At 71.2% G+C, this 18,986-nt stretch carries 17 protein-coding genes; 10 read left to right on the plus strand and 7 right to left on the minus strand.

What is annotated here, in order from left to right:
* Positions 1-74: 74 nt before the first annotated feature.
* Positions 75-935, minus strand: a complete 861-nt coding sequence (locus ABFJ78_RS42255; RefSeq protein WP_436393063.1) for a MerR family transcriptional regulator — start codon at positions 933-935, stop codon at positions 75-77.
* Positions 936-991: 56 nt separating this feature from the next.
* Here ABFJ78_RS42255 and ABFJ78_RS42260 point away from each other — a divergent pair, with 56 nt between their 5' ends.
* Positions 992-1,339, plus strand: a complete 348-nt coding sequence (locus ABFJ78_RS42260; protein ID WP_436393064.1) for a nuclear transport factor 2 family protein — start codon at positions 992-994, stop codon at positions 1,337-1,339.
* A gap of 58 nt (positions 1,340-1,397) precedes the next feature.
* Here ABFJ78_RS42260 and ABFJ78_RS42265 read toward each other — a convergent pair whose 3' ends face one another.
* Together ABFJ78_RS42265 and ABFJ78_RS42270 are read right to left on the minus strand one after the other, a co-directional pair.
* Positions 1,398-2,819 carry a hypothetical protein gene (locus ABFJ78_RS42265; protein ID WP_436393065.1) on the minus strand — a complete coding sequence of 474 codons (1,422 nt, stop codon included), beginning with the start codon at positions 2,817-2,819 and terminating at the stop codon, positions 1,398-1,400.
* A 488-nt stretch (positions 2,820-3,307) separates the two neighbouring features.
* Entirely contained in the window at positions 3,308-4,159 is an 852-nt protein-coding gene (locus ABFJ78_RS42270) for a LysR family transcriptional regulator (RefSeq protein WP_436393066.1), read from the minus strand.
* Between the two features lie 128 nt (positions 4,160-4,287).
* On the opposite strand from ABFJ78_RS42270, the gene ABFJ78_RS42275 reads away from it, so the two are divergent.
* Positions 4,288-5,148, plus strand: coding sequence for an EamA family transporter (locus ABFJ78_RS42275; RefSeq protein ID WP_436393067.1), 861 nt, complete (start codon positions 4,288-4,290; stop codon positions 5,146-5,148).
* Positions 5,130-6,398 (plus strand): alpha/beta fold hydrolase, encoded by a 1,269-nt coding sequence (locus tag ABFJ78_RS42280; protein WP_436393068.1) that lies wholly within the window; start codon positions 5,130-5,132, stop codon positions 6,396-6,398. Before ABFJ78_RS42275 ends, ABFJ78_RS42280 begins: the two co-directional genes overlap by 19 nt.
* A 107-nt stretch (positions 6,399-6,505) precedes the next feature.
* Here ABFJ78_RS42280 and ABFJ78_RS42285 read toward each other — a convergent pair whose 3' ends face one another.
* Positions 6,506-7,384, minus strand: a complete 879-nt coding sequence (locus tag ABFJ78_RS42285; protein WP_436393069.1) for an alpha/beta fold hydrolase — start codon at positions 7,382-7,384, stop codon at positions 6,506-6,508.
* A 112-nt stretch (positions 7,385-7,496) separates the two neighbouring features.
* On the opposite strand from ABFJ78_RS42285, the gene ABFJ78_RS42290 reads away from it, so the two are divergent.
* Positions 7,497-9,416: a BTAD domain-containing putative transcriptional regulator gene (locus ABFJ78_RS42290; RefSeq protein WP_436393070.1), complete on the plus strand. Its 1,920-nt coding sequence runs from the start codon at positions 7,497-7,499 to the stop codon at positions 9,414-9,416.
* A gap of 107 nt (positions 9,417-9,523) precedes the next feature.
* Here the strand turns inward: ABFJ78_RS42290 and ABFJ78_RS42295 are convergent, their stop codons facing one another.
* Positions 9,524-10,534 carry an alpha/beta fold hydrolase gene (locus ABFJ78_RS42295; protein ID WP_436393071.1) on the minus strand — a complete coding sequence of 337 codons (1,011 nt, stop codon included), beginning with the start codon at positions 10,532-10,534 and terminating at the stop codon, positions 9,524-9,526.
* Positions 10,535-10,652: 118 nt separating this feature from the next.
* Here ABFJ78_RS42295 and ABFJ78_RS42300 point away from each other — a divergent pair, with 118 nt between their 5' ends.
* Positions 10,653-11,258, plus strand: a complete 606-nt coding sequence (locus ABFJ78_RS42300) for a TetR/AcrR family transcriptional regulator (protein ID WP_436393072.1) — start codon at positions 10,653-10,655, stop codon at positions 11,256-11,258.
* A 43-nt stretch (positions 11,259-11,301) separates the two neighbouring features.
* Positions 11,302-12,408, plus strand: a complete 1,107-nt coding sequence (locus ABFJ78_RS42305) for a Gfo/Idh/MocA family protein (protein ID WP_436393073.1) — start codon at positions 11,302-11,304, stop codon at positions 12,406-12,408.
* 67 nt (positions 12,409-12,475) lie between these two features.
* On the opposite strand, the gene ABFJ78_RS42310 is transcribed toward ABFJ78_RS42305, so the two are convergent.
* Positions 12,476-13,618: an NADH:flavin oxidoreductase/NADH oxidase gene (locus ABFJ78_RS42310; protein ID WP_436393074.1), complete on the minus strand. Its 1,143-nt coding sequence runs from the start codon at positions 13,616-13,618 to the stop codon at positions 12,476-12,478.
* A gap of 101 nt (positions 13,619-13,719) precedes the next feature.
* Here ABFJ78_RS42310 and ABFJ78_RS42315 point away from each other — a divergent pair, with 101 nt between their 5' ends.
* Positions 13,720-14,556, plus strand: a complete 837-nt coding sequence (locus tag ABFJ78_RS42315) for an alpha/beta fold hydrolase (RefSeq protein ID WP_436393075.1) — start codon at positions 13,720-13,722, stop codon at positions 14,554-14,556.
* Here the strand turns inward: ABFJ78_RS42315 and ABFJ78_RS42320 are convergent.
* On the minus strand, positions 14,531-15,334 hold the full coding sequence (locus ABFJ78_RS42320; protein ID WP_436393076.1) for an IclR family transcriptional regulator: 804 nt from the start codon (positions 15,332-15,334) through the stop codon (positions 14,531-14,533). The genes ABFJ78_RS42315 and ABFJ78_RS42320 overlap by 26 nt on opposite strands.
* 125 nt (positions 15,335-15,459) lie before the next feature.
* Here ABFJ78_RS42320 and ABFJ78_RS42325 point away from each other — a divergent pair, with 125 nt between their 5' ends.
* Genes ABFJ78_RS42325 through ABFJ78_RS42335 form a run of 3 tightly spaced genes read left to right on the plus strand, consistent with a single transcriptional unit; the run spans position 15,460 to position 18,978 of the window.
* Positions 15,460-16,590: a CapA family protein gene (locus tag ABFJ78_RS42325; protein WP_436393077.1), complete on the plus strand. Its 1,131-nt coding sequence runs from the start codon at positions 15,460-15,462 to the stop codon at positions 16,588-16,590.
* Positions 16,591-16,618: 28 nt separating this feature from the next.
* Complete coding sequence (locus ABFJ78_RS42330; protein ID WP_436393078.1) at positions 16,619-17,827, plus strand: dipeptidase; 1,209 nt, start codon at positions 16,619-16,621, stop codon at positions 17,825-17,827.
* Positions 17,824-18,978 carry a M20 family metallopeptidase gene (locus ABFJ78_RS42335; RefSeq protein WP_436393079.1) on the plus strand — a complete coding sequence of 385 codons (1,155 nt, stop codon included), beginning with the start codon at positions 17,824-17,826 and terminating at the stop codon, positions 18,976-18,978. The genes ABFJ78_RS42330 and ABFJ78_RS42335 overlap by 4 nt, the downstream gene beginning before the upstream one ends.
* Positions 18,979-18,986: the final 8 nt, after the last annotated feature.

An 18,986-nucleotide genomic window follows, 5' to 3' on the forward strand; every position in this document is an offset into this window, starting at 1 on the left:
TTTCCGGACGGTTTCGCCCGGAACACCGGCGCGTTACCGGAACGCCGGGGCGTAACGCTTCTCCCGGCGAGCGCTTAACAGGGGCGCGCTGGGTCGCCGCCGTCGCGCGCCGGGCGGCGCCCCGATGGGGGCGAGAGCCGGAACACGGGCCAGCCGATCTCGGTCCGCCAGGTCGCCGGATCCGGGTCGTCGCGCGGGCCGGCGAGGTAGGTCTCGTGGACGGGACCGGCCACGGTGAGGGCGTGGTCGACCACCCAGGCGCCGAGCCGGCCGTAGGTGACGTCGATGTCGTCGTGGGGTCCGGAATGGACGACGACGGCGAGCTCGGCGGCCGGCAATGCCACGGGCCGGACCCGCCCGCGCGACGGCGGGTCGCCGACGGGCCGGTGGACCAGGACCGCGCCCCGGCCACCGGTGAACAGCTCGTTGGCGTAGCGGCCACCCGGTGGGCCGAGCGACGGCAGGCCGGCGACCGCGGCGTCGAGTTCGGCCATCGCCTCGTCGTACCAGGCCGGCACGTCATCGTGGTCGACGACACCCTCGACGGCGGCGACCGTCTTCGCCGCCACCGAACGGAGCTCGACGGCCGGCTCGCCGCCGCCGGGACGCAGCAGCCGCCGCAGCGAGACCACCGCGGCCCGGGTCCGGTCCAGTTCCGCCTCCAACCGCCGCAAGTGCCCGCCGGCCAGGTCCGCTCGCTCCGCCGCGTCCTCGGTCGCGAGGATCTTGGCCACGTCCGCCAGCGGCACGTCCAGCTCCCGCAGCCGGTGGATGACCTGCGCGGCGGGGATTTGGTCGGCGGTGTAGTACCGGTAGCCGCTGGCGGGGTCGACCGAGGCGGGCTCCAGCAGCCCGGACTCGTGGTACCGGCGCAGGGTCCGCACACTCAGGTGCGTCAGCTTCGCGAACTCGCCGATCGTCAATCCACGGAACACCTCCCCACTGTGCACCGCTTGACCCTCTCCCCGGGAGAGACCCCACCGTGGTGGTCATGAGTGAATCGATCGACCTCCACGAGCTGCCCGCGGTGATCACCGGCTACCTGGCCGCCCACCAAGCCCGCGACCTGGACCCGGCGCTGGCTGGCTACACCGAGGACGCTGTCGTCACCGACGAGGGCCGGACCCACCGCGGCAAGCAGGAGATCCGCACCTGGCTCACCCGGACGGCAAGCCAGTACACGTACACGACGACACTCGTCGCGGCCCACCGCATCGACGACGAACACTACGTCGCGGTGCACCACCTCGAGGGCGATTTCCCCGGCGGGGTCGCCGACCTGCGGTTCCGGTTCACCTTGGACGACGATCGGATCGCCGAACTGGTGATCGAGCCCTGAACAGTGCCACGCGGCGTCAGGACCGACGCCCCTCTCGAGGACGCCGGTCCTGACGCCGTCAGCGCCGGGCCACCTGCACGCTCCAGTCACCCAGGCCGAACGGCGGGGCCGTGACGTCCACGACCGTGTTGCCGATCGTCGTCCAGGGGCCGAGCGGGCGTGCGTCGTAACTCCCCACCGGGGCATCGGTGAACGTCGCGAAGCCCGCGGCGTCGGTCCGGGCCAGTGAGACGACGTGACGGCCGTCCTCCGTCAGGGCCACCGTCGTCATCGCCAGGCCTTCGTCGGCGTCCGGCTGCCCGTTGCCGTTCTTGTCGATCCACACGCGGCCCTTGGCGTTCGCCTTCTTCCCCGGCACCTTGGCCCCGGCGAACGTGTACGGGCCGGAGTTGTAGGTCTTGCCGTCGTCGATGTAGCAGCCGAGCCCGGTGCGGCCGAAGTAGGCGGCCCGCTCCGGCACCTTGCCCGAAACCTTCAGCACCACGCGCTCCCCCGGCGCCAGCTTGCCCGCCGGGTGCCAGGGGTCGAAGGCGCCCCACTGCTCGTGCGGCACGTCCAGTTCCTGCCCGAACCCGCCCGGGTCGCAGCCCGCGTAGAGGTCGGTCAGCGGCTGGTCGCCGGTGTTCTGCAGCGTGACCGTCGCCGTCCCGGTCTCCCCGACGGCGTAGCTCTGCTTGTCGAGGGTGATGGTTTCGGTCAGGACGTCGCTCAGCGGCCGGATCGTCGCGACCTCGAGCGCGGTGTTCGCGCCGCTGCCGTCCAGCCGCAGCTGGGGCAGGGACGGCGGGGTCACCCAGCCGCCGGGCACCTTTTCGAAGTGCAGGGAGTAGCTCGACGACACCGGCAGCGCGTCGAAGGCGAACCGGCCGGCGGCGTCGGTGATCGCGACCAGGTCGTGGGACATCCCGTTCGCGATCACGTGCGCCTCGGCGCCGGCGAGGTTCACTTCACCCGCGGACGGCTTGCCGTCGCGGTCGCGGTCGCCGAAGAGGTGCCCGGCGATGCGGTCGGTGGTCTCCTTCGGCAGCAGGGGCACGGTGACCAGCGTCGAGTTGTCGGCGTAGTCGACGTCCAGCTCGCCGGACGCGGTGAACTCCACGACCGGGTTGCCCTGCTCGAGGGTGCCGACGCTGCCCCGCAGGTGGTAGGTCCGGCTCTCCCCCGGCGCGAAGGTCCCGCCCGGGCCCTGGAACTCCAGGTCGCCCCAAGGTTCCGACGGGACGTAGAAGAACGGCCCGGACTGCGTGTAGGCGGCACCGTGCACCTTGGTCGCCGTCGCGTCACCGGTGTTGGTGATGGTCACTTCGACCGGGACGGCGTCCCCCGGCAGCCAACGTCCCTGCTCGACGGTGGCCGTGATCTTGAGGTCCGGCCCGGTTTCCGCGAAGGCGGGCGCCGCGGCGGCGGCGCCGGCGATCGTGAATGCCGCGCTCAGCGCGCCGGCAGCGCGAGCCGACCGGGCGAATCTGCCCGTGATCATGTACTTCCCCCCTCTTCGAACTGTCCCGGCCAACTTACGACCGGTGCCGGGGACTCCGGCAGCTCGGAACATTCCGGGCACCGGCAACGGCAACCGGGAAGCCGGTTCGGGCGTGTACCGAACGGACCACTACACCCTTCCTCGCCGTAGCGCACGGCCGAAGGCCGGGCCCGGCCCTCACCCTCGCCCGGGCCGGGCGAACGACGTGCGCGCGGTCCGGCGGGAGTTCCACAGCCGCCCGGCCGCAGCGCCGGAAGACTTCGCCGGCCGGCGGGACGTCGTGACCCACCGGGTGTCTTCGTCCACGACAGGACAGGCGTGCCAGAGGTAGGACGAGCAGTCCGGTGGGGCATTCGAGCCGGGGACACCGCAGGCCACCGGCCACCGTTTCGGGTTCACCGTCCCAGACGGCAACGCGTGCGGTGACCGAGCCGCGGCTGCAGAACCGGCGCACAGGAGTTCTGCATGTTCGAACCGCACTCGACCGGTCATGTGCGGTAAAGCTCGGTAAGGAGCTCGAGCACGCTGCGAGTGGCGGGGTGAGGGTCGGCGCGCCACCAGGCAAGTCGTACATCGACAGGTTCGGCGTCGCGCACCGGCCGGTAGACGATGCCGGGCCTCGGATAGTGGTCGACGACGGACTGCGCTGTGACCCCCACGCAGCGGCCGGTGCCGATGATCGTGAGCCAGTCTTCGATGTCGCGGCTCTCCTGCGTCGCGGGCCGCGCGTTCGCGGGCCACAAATCCGCGGTCGTCGTTCCCGTGCGCTGGTCGACGAGCAGGACGCGGCTGCCGAGATCGGCCAGGTACACCGAGCGACGCCGCGCCAAGGGGTCGGAGGCGGCCAGCGCGCACCAGCGCGGTTCCTGTCCGACGACAGCGCTCTCGAAGCGAGGGTCCTCCAGCGGCCTGCGCAGGACCGCGAGCTCCGCGGTGCCCTCAGCCAGGCCGGCGCTCGGGGAGTTGAGGCGAAGCAGGTGCAGCAGCGTTTCCGGGTGCGCTTCCCGCCACCGGTCCTGAAAGGCGGGTGTGAGTCGGCCGAGCGCCGACCAGGCGTGGCCGATACGCAGCTCGGCATGGTCCGACGTCGCTTCCCGCACCAGGTTCTCGACCTCGGTCAGCACGCGCCGGGCGTGCGCCACGACGCGGAGTCCGATCGCCGTCGGCGAGGTTTCGCGGGACGTACGTCGCAGTAGCCGGACTCCGAGGCGCTTCTCCAGCGCTGCGAGTGTGCGAGAGACCGCCGCCTGGGAGATGCCGAGCGCGATCGCGGCGTCGGTGAACGTGCCCTCGTCCACGATCGCGACGAGGCAGCGCAGCTGGCGCAGCTCGACATCCATAACCAAATCGTATAGCTCGCGCGTTCCCTGCATTTTGCACACGGTTCAGTGCGCCGCAGGATCGATGCGTGCAAGCAGAATCCGATCGCCCGGCAGGCCGCGCCGTCTTGCCCGCGAAGCATCGCGCCGTGCCCCTAGCCGGGGTCGGCATGATGCTCACCAGCGGTCTTTCGACCCAGCTCGGCGCCGCGATCGGGTCGCTGGCCTTCCCGGTGCTCGGACCGGTCGGCGTCGTCGCGGTCCGCCAGTGCGTCGCGGCGGTGGTGCTGCTCATCCTCGTCCGGCCCCGCCTTCGGTCCTTCACGCGGCGCCAGTGGGGGCCGGTGCTGCTGCTCGCGGCCGTCTTCGGTGTGGTGAACCTGTCGCTCTACACCGCGATCGACCGGATCGGTCTCGGCCTGGCGGTGACCCTGGAGTTCCTCGGTCCCGTCACGATCGCGCTGGCCGGCTCGCGCAGACGCGTGGATCTGGGCTGTGCCGTACTCGCCGTGGCAGGAGTCGTCGTCTTGATGCGTCCACGCCCCAGCGCCGATTACCCGGGCATGGGGCTCGCTCTGCTCGCCGCTGCCTGCTGGGCCGCTTACATCCTGCTCAACCGTTCCATCGGGCAGCGCATCCCCGGCGCACAGGGCACGGCCGCCGCGGCGGGGCTGTCCGCCGTGGTCTACCTGCCCATCGGAGCCGGCGTCGTGGTCCACCACCCCCCTTCCGCCGGCGCGGTCGGTGCGGCCGTCGCGGCCGGGCTCCTGTCCTCCGCATTGCCGTTCCTCGCGGACTTGTTCGCGCTCCGCCGCGTTCCCGCCGCGGCGTTCGGGTTGTTCATGAGCGTCAACCCGGTGTTCGCCGCGGCCGTCGGCGTACTCGTCCTGGGACAGAAGCTCGACGTCGCCGCCTGGTCGAGCATCGCGGTGATCATCGCGGCCAACGCCATCAGCATCCTCACTCCGTTGCCACACAAAGGAGCCCTTCCATGCCCGGTGTCACGCTGACCGACCATCACTTCTCCGTCCCCCTCGACCATGATCAGCCGGATGGCGAGCACATCGAGATCTACGCCCGCGAGGTGGTGGCCACCGGACGCGAGCACGAGCGGCTTCCCTGGCTGCTGTTCTTGCAGGGCGGCCCCGGCATGCTGCCGCCGCGTCCGGTCGGCCGGGACTCCTGGCTGGACCGCGCACTCGACGATTACCGCGTTCTGCTGCTCGACCAGCGCGGCACGGGCCGCTCCAGTCCGATCAGCCGGCAAACGCTCCCGGCCCGTGGCGGGCCCGGCGCGCAAGCCGGCTACCTCACCCATTTCCGAGCCGACGCCATCGTCCGCGACGCCGAACTGATCAGGCGCGAACTGACCGGCGAACCCTGGTCGGTGCTCGGCCAGAGCTTCGGCGGCATGTGCACCGTCACCTACCTCTCGTTCGCGCCCGAGGGCCTGCGCGAGGCGATGATCACCGGCGGTCTTCCCGGTTTGGGTGTCACCCCCGACGAGGTCTACCGCGCCGCCTATCCGCGCGTGCAGCGCAAGAACACCGCGTACTACCGCCGGTACCCGCAGGACGTCGCCGCGGTCCGCCGCATCGCCGCGCACCTGATCGAGCGTCCGGCACCCATGCCGGACGGATCCTTGCTCACCGTCGAAGCCTTCCAGTCGCTCGGGATGATGCTCGGCACGAGCGACGGCGCGGACGTGCTGCACTACCTTTTCGAAGACACCTGGGCCGGCGCGGAGCTGTCCGACGGCTTCCTCGCCCGCGTCGCGGCTTTTCTCAGCTACGCCCAGCTGCCGCTGAAATCGCTCATGCTCGAACTCACCTACGCCCAGCGCGGCACCGGCGCGCCGAACTGGGCGGCTCAGCGGGTGCGCGGCGAGTTCCCCCAGTTCGACGCGCGCAGGGCGGTGGCCGGGGACGACCCGGTGCTGTTCACCGGCGAGACGACCTACCCGTCCCTGTTCGACCAACCCTGTCTCGCGCCCCTGCGCGAGCCGGCCGAGGTGTTGTTCGCCCGCGGGGACTGGCCCGACCTCTACGATCCTCGGCGCTTGGCCGCGAACGAAGTCCCCGTGGCCGCCGCCGTCTACCTCGACGACATGTACGTCGACGCCACTTACTCGTTGCAGACCGCCGAGACCATCAAGGGCCTACGACTGTGGGCGACCAACGAGCACGAGCACGACGGGCTTCGCGTCAGTGGCGGGCGCGTCCTGGACCACCTGCTGCGAATGCTGCGCGGCCAGATCTGAACCGGAGCGCCTGCCAACCGGCTGAGTCGCGGCCAGGACCAGGAGTGCCTGGTCCTGGCCGGGCCTGGGGCTGGTATCGAAGTCGATCCGCCGGGCCTCGACGACGCTCAGCGGGCCAGCAGCTCCCGGATCGCGGTCGCGATCTCGCCGGGTGCTTCCTCGGCCATGAAGTGCCCGGCCCGGGTCAGGCGGTGGTCGAGGTCGGGCGCCCACGCCTTCCACAGGCCGGCGGCATCGTAGCCCAGCTGCGCGCCCCAGTCCTGCTGGACGACCGTCACCGGCATGGCCAGCTGCGAGCCGGCGTCGAGGTCGGCCTGGTCGTGGTCGACGTCGATGTCCGCCGAAGCCCGGTAGTCCGCGACGATCGATGGCACCGCGGCCGCGCTCGCCCGCAGGTACTCCGCGCGCACCTCGGCCGGGATCGCCGACGGGTCGTTGGCCCACGCGTCGAGGAACGAGCCGAAGAACGCGTCCGCGCTGGCCGCGATCATCGTCTCGGGCAGGCCGGGCGGCTGGGCCATGAGGAAGAGGTGGTAGCCGACCGCCGCCGGGACGCCGTGCAGGACGTTCCACATGTCGAGCGTCGGCACCACGTCGAGGATGCCCAGGTGGGTGATCGACTCGGGGTGGTCCAAGCCCGCCCGGAAGGCAACCAGGGCACCCCGGTCGTGCCCGACGAGGGCGAAGCGCTCGTGGCCGAGCGCCGCCGCCAGTTTCACCACGTCGGCGGCCATGGCGCGCTTGGCGTACACGCTCCGGTCGTCGGCCGCCGGCTTGTCGCTGGCGCCGTAGCCGCGCAAATCGGGGCAGATCACCGTGTGCTCGCCGGCGAGCCGCTCGGCGACGTGCCGCCACATCAGGTGGGTCTGCGGGAAGCCGTGCAGCAGCACGACCGGGTCGCCGCTGCCGCCGACGGCGGCCGCCAGTTCCACGCCGTCGGCGCCGGGCAGGCGGACGTAGTCGAAACCGCGGATGGTGAGCGTCATGGAAGGCCGTCTTTCTGCTTGAAAGGACTTGATGCGGCCAGCTTCGGCGACGCCGATCAGCAACCGATCAGTACGAGGGGCGTGGCCGGGGCGCGGCCCCGATGATGGGGGCATGCGAATCGACGTGCTGGGCGCCGTGCGGGCGCTGGGCGACGACGGGAGCCCGGTGGACCTGGGCGGGCCGCGCCATCGCGAAGTGCTCGCCCGGCTCGTGGCGGCCGAGGGGCGGATGGTCACCACCGACACGCTCGTCGGCGACCTGTGGACCGACCCGCCCGCCCGCGCCGTGGGTGCGCTGCGCACGTTCGTCGCCGCCCTGCGGCGCGCGCTCGAACCCGGCCGGCCGCCGCGGACCCCGCCCCGGGTGATCGTGACCGAGGGCCCCGGCTACGCACTGCGCCTGCCGCGCGAGGACGTGGACGTCCACCGGTTCGAGGACGCCCTGGACCGAACCCGGCGGGCTCCCGGCGCCGTGACCGACCTCAGCGCGGCGCTGGCGGCTTGGCGGGGAACCGCTTACGCCGATGTGCCGGACTCCGCGTGGGCCCAGCGCGAGCGAACCCGGCTGGAAGAGCTGAGGCTGACGGCCGTGGAGTTGCGCGCCCGCGTGCTGCTCGACGCGGGCGAGGGCGGTGATCTCGTGGCCGAACTCGGCGCCCACGTCGCGGAACACCCGTGGCGCGAGCCGGCTTGGGGGCTGCTGGCCCGTGCCTTGCACCGCGCCGGACGGCAGGCCGACGCGCTGGCGACCCTCCGCCGCGCTCGCGCGATGCTCGTCGACCAGCTCGGGCTCGCCCCCGGCGCCGAACTCCAGCGGCTGGAGGCCGAAATATTGACCGGGGCCGGGACCGCGTGGCCCGCCTCCGGTGCCCGGTTCGGCCCGCGCACGACCGTGGATTTGGCCCGCACCCTCGCACTGGCGGGTGGCGACGCCCTCGTCCACTCGCGGCGTGACCGCCTGACCGCGATCCAGGCCGCCGAACGCACCGGCGACCTCGTGCTGACGGCCCGGATCATCGGCGCCTACGACGTGCCCGCGATCTGGAGCCGGGCCGACGACCTCGAGCAGTCGCGCGCCGTCGTGGCGGCTGCCGAGCGCACGCTCACCTCGCTCGGCCCCGGCAGTCCGCCCGACCTGAGAGCCCGCCTCTTGGCGACCGTCGCCGTGGAGAGCCGGAGCGGCGATCTCACCGCCGCCGAGCGGGAACGCGCGCGGCGAGCCGCGGACGAGGCCGAAGCACTGGCCCGCGGCGTCGGCGATCCCGCACTGCTGGTGTTCGCGCTCAACGGGGTTTTCCTGCAGTCCTTTTCCCGCCCGGGGCTGGCGGCCGTCCGCGACCGGACCGGCGCCGAAATCCTCGACGTGGCGACGCGGCACGACCTGCCGGCCTTCGCCGTGCTCGGCCGGCTCGTCCGCCTGCAGTCCGCCTCGGCCACCGGCGACCTCGACACCGCGGCCGCGCACGCGGCGGCGGCCGAACAGCTCGCCGCCACCGCCGAGTCGCCCTTGGTCGCCGTCCTCACCGCGTGGTTCCGGGCCCGGGCGACGGCCGCCCGCGGCACGGAACCCGGCGGCCCGGCCCCCGCCACTGCCGCCGCGCAGTACCGCGCCGCCGAGGACGCCCTGCGGACGGCGGGCATGCCGGGACTGCACCGCGGCCTGTTCCCCTTGGCACTGCTGGGGTTGCGCCTGCTGCACGGCCGGGCCGCGCCCACCGATCCGCACCTCGACTGGGGTCCGTACCGCCCGTGGACCCAGCCCCACGTGTCGCTCGCCCAAGGCAAGCGGGAAGAGGCCCGCGCCGCCCTCGCGGCCGCGCCCGAACCACCGCGCGACCACCTGCAGGAGGCGATGTGGTGCCTGACCGCCCACGCCGCGGTCCGTCTCGGCGAGCGCGGGATCGCGGCCGCCGCCGCGGAAAGCTTGCGCGACGCCGCGGGCGAACACGCCGGCGCGGCGAGCGGAATGCTGACCTTGGGACCGGTGGCGCGGTACCTGGCCGAAGCGGCCGCCTGCGCCGGAACGCGGTGAGCGCCGGGGTTCGGCGGGTGAGCTGCCGCCGCGTTCCGGCGGAGACGTGCGGCTTCGTCACCTGGACGCACCAGCCGTCCTTCAGAGGTCGGTGTCAGCGTCTCCAGTCAGCGCAGAAACTCGAGCAGCAGCGCGGTGAGCTCCCGCGGTCGTTCTTCGGTGAGCCAGTGGCCGGTGCCGGCCATCACCCGGGTCTCGACGTTCGAGGCGTAGCCCTTCCACTGGGTACCGACGGCGCTGCTCAGCGCCTCTTCGCCACCGACGGCCAGGACCGGCATCTTCAGTAGCCCCGCTTCACGGAATTTCTCGTTCTGGGCGATGTCGGTGTGCAGCGCTTGGTACATGTCCATCCACGCCCTGAACCGGCCGGGCTCGCGGAGGTAGCGGGCGTAGAACTCGTAGTCGCCGGTGTCGAACGCGTTGTCCACTGCCAGGTACTGCTCGATGAAACCCCTGACCAGGTCACGCTCGTGCCCGCGGACCAGATCCTGAGCGAAGTCCTTCTGGAAGAAGCCGAGGTGCCACGTCGAAAGCTCACCCTCAGGCGGGAAGGCCGGGAACGTGTAGAGGGACCGGTCGGGGATGGGCCCCTCCATCACCACCATCCTGCTGACCTCGGTGGGCCACATCGCGGCGTACGGGTAGGCGATCCACGCGCCGATGTCGTGGGCCACGATCTGGATGCCCTTGGTGAGGTCGAGGTGGGCGAGCAGCGTGTGCACGTCGTCAGCCAGCTGTGTCGTGTCGTAGCCGGTCCCCGGCACCGAGGAGTCACCGGTTCCGCGAAGGTCGACCGCGATCACGGTGTGGTTCTCGGCGAGCGCCTGAAGCTGCGGCTCCCACTCGGCGGACGTCTGCGGAAAGCCGTGCAGGAGAATGACCGGTGAGCCGCTGCCTCCGCGGAGGTAGTGCATCCGGAATCCGTTCACCTGCGCGTAGTTCGACTGGTAGCCGACCGGCGGCCGGCTGGGCGATTCGTCGGCCTGGGTGGCGGCGCTCTGCGCGGCAGCCGACTCCGGCCTTGGGGTTACGGCCGCATCGGCCGAGACCAGGCCGGCCCCCACGACAGCGGTGGCCGCGGTGATGGCGGCAAGGACTGCCCTGCCCAGGACAGTCATTCTCGTTCTCATTGTTTTCCCCTAAAGGTGTGATCGGCGCGGTGAGGTCGACTGCTTTAAGTTCCGATCGGTACAGAACGCTAGCACATCAAGACCGATCGGTACTAAAGTCTGCGTCATGAGTGGTTCGCGGAGCACAGTGTTCGGTCGCCCCCGGGAGTTCGACGTCGACGAGGCGCTGGAGCGCGCCATGCAGGTGTTCTGGGCTCGGGGATACGACGGCACGAGCCTGACGGACCTGACCGGCGCCATGGGAATCACCAAGTCGAGCATGTATGCCGCGTTCGGCAACAAGGAGCAGCTCTTCCGCAAGGCCGTAGCGCGCTACGCCGAGGGGCCGGCCTCCTACGCGACGCGCGCCCTGCACGAGCCCACGGCACGCGGGGTGGCCGAGGCGTTCCTCCGCGGAGCCGTCCGGACCACGACCTCGCCCGGCGCCCCCGCCGGCTGCCTGTCCGTTCAGGGCGCACTGGCACTGAGCGAGCAGGGCCGCCCGGCACACGATGTGCTCCTCGCCTGGCGCAACGATGCGGGCGTACGGCTCGAGGAGCGTTTCCGACGCGCCGTCGACGAGGGCGACCTCGGGCCGGACGCCGATCCGAGGCGTCTCGCCCGGTTCATCATGACGATGGGATTCGGCATCGCGGTCCAGGCCGCGAACGGCCTGGGGACCGACGAACTCGATGCGATCGTCGCCACGGCGCTGCTCGCCTGGCCGGGCTAGCGCTCTGGCACCTCATCCGACGAACGAGTCCGGAAGGAAGGCGATGGGAGAACCCGGAAGACGGCCGACCGGTGTCGGGATCGTGGGCCTGAGCGCGTCGGGAGGGTGGGCGGCCGGAGCACACCTGCCGGCACTTTCGGCCGTCGACGGCCTGGAACTGACCGCGCTGGCGGCGAGTTCCGAAGCCTCGGCGGTCGCTGCCGGCGCCGCGTTCGGGGTGCCCGGCTACGCCTCGGTCAAGCAGCTCGCCGAGGACGAGAACGTTGACCTGGTCGTCGTCGCGGTCAAAGTGCCCAGGCATCGCGAGCTGATATTGCCCGTGCTGGCGGCAGGAGTACCGGTGCTCAGCGAGTGGCCGTTCGCCGTCGATCTGGCCGAGGCCGAGGAAATGCACCAAGCCGCCCGCGGGACGCGTACCTTCATCGGGCTCCAAGGGCGTTCCTCACCCACCGCCCGCTGGCTGGCCGACCTCGTCGCCGGCGGATACGTGGGAAAGGTGCTGTCCGCGACGGTGCTGGCGTCCTCGGTCGAGTGGGGTACCCCCGTCTCCGAGCGCATGCGGTACACGCTCGACCGCGCGCTCGGGGCCACGATGCTCACCATCGCCTTCGGGCACGCCATCGACCTGGTGTCCATGATCGTCGGTGAGTTGCAGGACGTAGTCGCTTCGACAGCGGTCCGGCGACCGCTCGTCCCTCTGGGCCGCACCGGCCGGACGGTCCCGATGACAGCCGAGGATCAGATCGCCGTCTCGGGCACGTTGCCGGGCGGCGCCGTTCTCTCCGCCCACCACCGCGGCGGAACGCTGTCGGGACCCGGATTCTCCCTTCTCGTCGACGGCACTGACGGAACCCTCGAGGTCACCGCCGCCACCGGGTACCCGCACCTCGGCCCCGTCACGGTACGCGGCTCACGCGGTCGCGCCCCGCTGTCGGAGCTCACCTTGCCCGACGACTACGACGACTACCCCCAGCTCGCCGGAACACCGATTCACACTTTGGCGCACGCCTACGCGGCGGTCCGCAACGATCTCACCCACGGCACCGCGACCGCCCCGGACTTCACCCACGCCGTCAAACGTCACCGGCTCCTGGACGCGATCGGCCGGTCCGCCGCCGAAGGACGGCGAGTGTCTCTCCCGGGCTTCTGACAAGACCCGACGGAGGCGGTCGACGGCCGACCCGAGCACCTGCGCGGCTCCGCGCGGTTCCGCAACCTCACCCGGTTCGGTCACCCAGGACGGCCCGTCCCTCGGTGGACGGCACGAATCCCGGGAAGCTCTGCTCCCGTTTGCCGAGCCAGTGCGCAATGCGCGCCGGGGCGCGGACGTAGGGATCGGGGACGCCCAGTTTGCGCGCGGCGTCCAGCGGCCAGTTCGGGTTGTAGAGCAGCTCTCGTCCGAGCGCGACCAGGTCCGCCCGGCCGTGCTCGATGACGGATTGGGCCTGTGCCGCGTGGACTATGTGCCCGACGGCCATCGTCCTGCTCCCGGTCCGCTCGCGGATCTGGTGCGCGTAGGGCACCTGGTAGCCGTAGTCGGTTTTCAGGCCGGGGAACGGCAGCCCGGTGATCCCGCCGGAGCTGCAGTCGATGACGTCGACGCCGTGGCCCCGCAGTTCCCGCACCAGCTCGACGGTCTGGTCGATCGTCCACTCGACATCGACGCACGAGAGGCGGACGAACAGCGCCTTGCCGTCCGGCCAGACCGTCCGGATGCGATCGACGATCTCGACGAGGAACCGGAACCGGTTCTCCGCGGAGCCGCCGTAGCGGTCGGCGCGCCGGTTCGCCAGCGGGGAAAGGAAGCTGTGGATCAAGTAGCCATGAGCTGCTTGTAGCTCAACGACTTCGTAACCGGCTTCGTCGGCTCGTCGAGCGGCGTTGGCGAAGGCCACCACGGTGTCTTCGATGTCGCGCAGCGTCATTTCGACGGGGGTGTCGGCCCCTTCGAGGCCGAGGGGTATCGCGCTGGGCGCGAGCAACGGCCAGTCCGCGGAGGGCGGTGGCGTACCGGGGATCCACGGCGGGTTCCGGCGCCCTTTGCGGCCGGCGTGGATGAGCTGGATGCCCGGCACGGCCCCACCGGCCTTGACGACCTCCACGAGCTGCGCGTAGCGGGGAACCACGTCGTCCTCCCACAGACCGAGGTCCCCCGCGGTGCCCCGGCCGCGCCGGTCCACCGTCGTGCCTTCCTGGATGACCAGCCCCGCGCCGCCTTCGGCCAACCGTCCGTAGTGGACGGTGTGGGTCGACGTCGGCCGGCCGTCCACGCCGGCGTACTGCCACATCGGCGACACGACCACCCGGTTCGGCAGGCGCACCCCGCGGATCTCGATCGGACTGAAGAGGGTCGGCGGCATCCCGCTGCTCCTTCGCTCGGCAATTGACATGCCCCCACGGCGCACTTACCGTCATGCTACTCGACGATACGTCGTATCACATAGCGGCACGAGGAGCAGACATGGCGACGAACCGGGTGACGGACAGCCGCGTAGTCCACCGACCGGATGAGACGTCCATCCGGTATTCGATCAGCGGACCGGACGAGGGACCCACGGTCGTCTTCGTCCACGGCTGGGCGTGCAACCGGACGGACTTCGACGCGCTGACGGGGTTCCTGCCGGACGAATACCGCGTGCTCGCGGTCGACCTCGCCGAGCACGGCGAATCGCGCTCGGCGCGCGAGACCTGGACGATCGAGGAGTTCGCCCGCGACGTCGCCGCGGTCCTCGACGCCGAGGAGGTGACCGGGTGCGCCGTCGTCGGGCATTCACTCGGCGGGGCGGTGGCGGTCGAGACCGGTCGGCTGCGCCCCGAGCGGGTCCGGCACATCATCGCGCTCGACGCCCTGCACTACCTCTTCCTCTTCGGCGCCATGGACGAAGAGGAGGCCCAAGGGTTGCTGCGACCGCTCCGTGACGACTTCGCCGGGCTGGTCCGCACCATGGTCGAGGCCGGTTCGCCCCCGGGGACCGACCCGGTGCTCAAGGACGCGCACTTCGCCAAGATGGCCGCGGTGCGGCAGCCGGCGGGGACCCGGGCGTTCGAAGGTCTCGTCGCCTGGGACATGGACGAGGCACTCGCCGACGTGCAGCAGCCGATCACCGTGTTCGGCGTCCGAGAGCTCGTCACCCAGGAGGCCATCGACCGGCTGACGGGCCGCGTCGAGGTGGTGCTCGTCGACCTCGGCAGTCACCACTTCCCGGTGGAGTCACCGGAGGGAACGGCCAACCTCATCGCCGGCGTCGTGAGCGCTCGCGACGCGCGCGCCGTCACGGGGACGAGAGCAGGCGGCTGATCTCGTCCGCGGCCGCGACGACCTTCTCGGCCAGCTGCCGCTCGTGCGCGGGCCGGTACCGCATCTCGGGGATGCTCAGCGTGACCGCCGCGATGGGTCGTCCGGTCGCGTTGGTGATCGCCGCGCCGAGGGAAGTGACGTGCGGGCGGTACCAGGACGACATGTTCATGGCGTAGCCGCGCTCGGCGGTCCTGGCGATCTCTTTTCGCAGCTCGTCGGGACCGAGCAGCGGCGCGCCTTCGAACTCCCGGGGCTCGGCGCGCAGGAGTTCGCCGACCTCGCCCGGTTCGAGGCGGGCGAGGATCGCGACGCCCCCCGAACTCGCCCCGAGTGGCACCCGCGTTCCGATTTCCATGAACACGCGGACGAGCTGGGAGCTGTCCTCGCGCGCGACGATCAGGTAGTCATCGCCGTCGCGCAGGCCGAGGAGCACGGTTTCGCCGGTCTCCGCGGCCAGCCCCTTGATGACCGGCGTCGCCACTTCGCGCAGGTCCTGCTCGCCGGCGCTGCGCAGACCCAGCACGAGCGCCTTCATCGTCACGCCCCACCGCGCGTGCTCCCGGTCGACGATCCGGAGCCACCGGGCTTGTTCGAGGGTGACCAGACAGCGCTGGACCGAGCTCTTGGGGATGCCCGTCACGCGGGCCAGCTCCGAGACGCCGATCGGCTGGCGCACCGCGACCTCTTCGAAGACGCGAAGCGTGCTCAGCACGCTGTTCATCGACCGGATGCTGCTGTTCGGCTTGTCCGGTTCGCCGTCGTCGCCCGCTGTGCCCATGAGGTCACGACCGTACCACTGGACGCACTGCCGTACCTCATCCCGGCACAGGAGTTTCTTTACAACGCCGACAACGTCGGTCTACTCTGCGGCACAGCGTGCCACAGTACGGAACGGAGTTGCACATGGATCTGACTGTCGTGGGCGATGTCGTCGTCTCGGGGTGGCCACGCCGTCCCGGCGGCTCGGACCCCGGCGCTTCGGCGTTCGGGCTCCTGCGCGGCGGGGACCTGACGATCGGGAACCTCGAAGTCCCCCTCACCGGACGCGGGCAGCGCGCGGAAAAGCTGGTCGCCATGCGGGCCCCGACGTCGGGCGCCACGGAGCTGGCCGACCTCGGGTTCGACCTGGTTTCCCTGGCGATGAACCACGCGATGGACTACGGCGCCGACGGCATGCGCGACACCGTCGAGGCGCTCGACGCCGCCGGAGTCGGCCACGCCGGCTTCGGGGAAACGCGCGCCGAAGCGACGCGCGCCCGGGTCGTCTCGGCCGGCGGCGAAAGCCTCGCGTTCTTCAGCTTCTGCTGCGCGCTACCGCTGGGCTTCGACGCGACCGCGGACCGCGCGGGCATCGGCGCGATCCGGGTGCGGCAGTCCTTCGAGTTCGACAGCGGCTTCCTGGACGAGACGCCGGGCACGCCGCCGTTCGTCCATTCCGGCACCCACGAGCCGGACGCGCGGGCGGCCGAGGCACTGGTCCGGGAAGCCAAGCACCACAACGACTTCGTCGTCGTCGCGCTGCACTGGGGTGTCCCGCACTGCTATCTGCCCGCGGCACAGGGCCCGCTCGCCGAGTACCAGCAGCCCTTGGCCCGGCTGTTGATCGACGCGGGTGCCGACCTCGTCATCGGGCACCACCCACACTGCCTGCACCCCGTGGAGTTCTACCGGAACGGGCTGATCCTGTACTCCACCGGCAACTTCGTCTTCGACTGGTGTGACGGCTGGAACGCCGAATCGATGGTGCCGAAGGAAGACGCGCACCCGTCGGCCCCCTACCGCCCGGCACTGGTGCGGGGCCCGTGGTTCGAGAGCGCCGTGTTCCGCGTCGGGCTGCGCGGCACCGGCGGGCCCACCCTCCGCCTCGACCCGATCGAACTCGACCCGGACAGCCAGCCGGTCCTCCCCCGGCCGGACGTCGCCGCGTCGATCCTCGCGCAGGTCGCCGACGCGTCCAGGGACCTGGACCCGGCCGTCGTCGTGGACGCCGACGGCACCGTGCGGCGCGCCGCCGTCGAAACCGCGACCGCCTAGCCACCACCGACCGCACAGGAGCGTTCCGATGTACAGCCCCGCCGCCAAGCCCGACGACTACGAATCCTTCCCCTACCTCCGACGCGGAACCGACTTCCCCGCCGTCGAACTGTCCGATCCGAGTGCTCGCCGAAGCCGCTTCGACGCCGGTTCGGACGACGACCGGCGGGCGCGGATCGAGCGCCTGCTGGCCGACAACGTGACGATCAGCTTCCACGACCACCCGCAGCTGCTGCCGGCCGATTTCGCGGATACACCCGACTTCCTGCGCGCCAAGCACGAGTTCACCGCGTTCGCCGAGCTGCGCCGGGCCGGCCTGACCGCGGTCTTCGACAACTGGTTCGGCGTCATCGGCAGCACCCGCCGGGCGGGCTGGAAGTGGGACGACCTCATCACGACGCTCGGTCTGCGGCTCGCCGACCTCGCCCACCAGGACGGTGTCGTGGTCGCTCGCACCGTCGGAGACATCCTCGACGCCCAGCGCGACGGGCACGTCGCCTTCGTCATGGGCACCGAGTCCGCCGGCATGATCGAGAACGAGCTGGACCGCATCGACGTCCTCTACGGACTGGGCATCCGGCAGATGGGCCTGGTCTACGCGGAGGCCAACACGCTTGGCAGCGGCCAAAAGGAGCAGCTCGACGGCGGCCTGACCGCCTTCGGCCGGCGCGCGGTCGAGCGCATGAACGCCGTGGGCATGCTCATCGACGTCTCCCACGCGAGCGACCGGACGAGCCTGGACGCGATCGAGGCGTCGGCCAAGCCCATCGCGATCACGCACGCCGGCGCGCGGGCGGTCTGGCCCATCGCCCGGATGAAGCCGGACGAAGTCCTCAAGGCTTGCGCGGAGCGCGGCGGCGTGCTGGGGATCGAGGCGGCGCCGCACACGACCGTGTCCTACGACCACCGGGCGCAGTCCATCGAGTCGGTGATGGACCACTTCACCCACGCCGTCGAGCTGATGGGCATCGAGCACGTCGCGTTCGGCCCGGACACGCTCTACGGCGACCACGCCGCCTTCCAGAAGGCCATCAGCCACGTGATCGGGTCGTCCACCGTGTTCGACGCGGGCGACCTCGAGTGGGAGCGAGTCGGCCACGTCGACGGGCTCGAGAACCCGACCGAGAACTTCCGCAACATCGCCGGCTGGCTCGTCGAGCACGGCTACCGCGACGACGAGATCACCGCCGTGCTCGGCGGCAACATCCTGCGGCTGCTCAGCGAGGTGTGGCGATGACCGACATCCGGAATCGCGTCGAAAGCGCTTTCGCGCATCACCTCGACGACGTCTTGGCGCTGTCGCACGCCATCAACGCCGACCCGGAACTCGCCTTCGAAGAGCACCGGACCTCCGCCGCGCTCACCGAAGTCCTGGCGCGGCACGGTTTTTCGGTCGAGAAAGGGGTCGCGGACCTGCCCACGGCTTTCGCGGCCACGGCGGGTTCCGGCGATCTGGTGTTCGGCATCTGCGCCGAAATGGACGCGCTCCCCGGCATCGGGCACGGCTGCGGGCACAACACGATCGCCGCGGCGGCCGTCGGCGCGGCTCTGGCCCTGGCACCGTTCGCCGACGAGCTTGGGCTGACGCTCAAGGTGTTCGGCACGCCGGCGGAGGAACGCGGCACCGGCAAGGAGATCATGGTCAACCGCGGCGTCTTCGCCGGGACGCACGCGGCCATGATGGTGCACCCGTCGCTGAAGGACGTCGTCAGTCCCCAGTTCCGGGCCTCGCGGTCGTGGCGGATCGAGTACACCGGCCGGGGCGGTCACGCGTCACGCCCGTGGAACGCGCTCAACGCCGCCGACGCGGTGGTGGTCGCGCAGACCGCCATCGGACTGCTGCGTCAGCAACTGCGCGACGGAGTCCGGGTCCATTGCGTGGTGCAGGAAGCCGGCTCGGCCGTCAACGTCATCCCCGACCGGGTCGTGGCCGAGTGCATGATCCGCTGCGACACCATCGCCGAAGTCGACGAGGTCTGGGCGCGGGTCCGCCGCTGCTTCGAAGCGGGCGCGCTCGCGGCCGGGACCACGGTGGAGTTCACCACCCAGCCGTCGCTGTACCGCGAGTTCCGGCACGACCCGGATCTGGCTTCGCTGTTCGAGTCCCACGCGAAGAACCTGGGCCGCACGTTCCCGGACTACCCCGACAAGCTCTTCGGCTCGACCGACATGGGCAACGTCTCCCAGGTGCTTCCCGCACTCCACCCCATGCTGTCGTTCGACCTCCCGCCCGAGGACGGGAACCACACCGCCGCCTTCGCGGCCGCGGCCGGTGGCGCGGAAGGCGACCGGTTCGTCCGCGACGGCGGCCTGGCGATGGCGCTCACGATCGCGGACGTCGCACAGTCCGCACCGATCCGGGCCCGGCTGACCGCCCCCGGGAACTGAGGAGAACG

The organism is Amycolatopsis sp. MEPSY49 (assembly GCF_051337345.1).
Lineage (GTDB): Bacteria > Actinomycetota > Actinomycetes > Mycobacteriales > Pseudonocardiaceae > Amycolatopsis.

Bases quoted from the DNA above. Each gene is read 5' to 3' on its own strand.
- ABFJ78_RS42305 (WP_436393073.1), top strand. From the start codon at position 11,302: ATGGGAGAACCCGGAAGACGGCCGACCGGTGTCGGGATCGTGGGCCTG.
- ABFJ78_RS42280 (WP_436393068.1), top strand. From the start codon at position 5,130: ATGCCCGGTGTCACGCTGACCGACCATCACTTCTCCGTCCCCCTCGAC.
- ABFJ78_RS42325 (WP_436393077.1), top strand. From the start codon at position 15,460: ATGGATCTGACTGTCGTGGGCGATGTCGTCGTCTCGGGGTGGCCACGC.
- ABFJ78_RS42310 (WP_436393074.1), bottom strand. From the start codon at position 13,618: ATGCCGCCGACCCTCTTCAGTCCGATCGAGATCCGCGGGGTGCGCCTG.
- ABFJ78_RS42315 (WP_436393075.1), top strand. From the start codon at position 13,720: ATGGCGACGAACCGGGTGACGGACAGCCGCGTAGTCCACCGACCGGAT.
- ABFJ78_RS42260 (WP_436393064.1), top strand. From the start codon at position 992: ATGAGTGAATCGATCGACCTCCACGAGCTGCCCGCGGTGATCACCGGC.
- ABFJ78_RS42285 (WP_436393069.1), bottom strand. From the start codon at position 7,384: ATGACGCTCACCATCCGCGGTTTCGACTACGTCCGCCTGCCCGGCGCC.
- ABFJ78_RS42300 (WP_436393072.1), top strand. From the start codon at position 10,653: ATGAGTGGTTCGCGGAGCACAGTGTTCGGTCGCCCCCGGGAGTTCGAC.
- ABFJ78_RS42270 (WP_436393066.1), bottom strand. From the start codon at position 4,159: ATGGATGTCGAGCTGCGCCAGCTGCGCTGCCTCGTCGCGATCGTGGAC.
- ABFJ78_RS42335 (WP_436393079.1), top strand. From the start codon at position 17,824: ATGACCGACATCCGGAATCGCGTCGAAAGCGCTTTCGCGCATCACCTC.
- ABFJ78_RS42330 (WP_436393078.1), top strand. From the start codon at position 16,619: ATGTACAGCCCCGCCGCCAAGCCCGACGACTACGAATCCTTCCCCTAC.
- ABFJ78_RS42295 (WP_436393071.1), bottom strand. From the start codon at position 10,534: ATGACTGTCCTGGGCAGGGCAGTCCTTGCCGCCATCACCGCGGCCACC.
- ABFJ78_RS42265 (WP_436393065.1), bottom strand. From the start codon at position 2,819: ATGATCACGGGCAGATTCGCCCGGTCGGCTCGCGCTGCCGGCGCGCTG.
- ABFJ78_RS42320 (WP_436393076.1), bottom strand. From the start codon at position 15,334: ATGGGCACAGCGGGCGACGACGGCGAACCGGACAAGCCGAACAGCAGC.
- ABFJ78_RS42290 (WP_436393070.1), top strand. From the start codon at position 7,497: ATGCGAATCGACGTGCTGGGCGCCGTGCGGGCGCTGGGCGACGACGGG.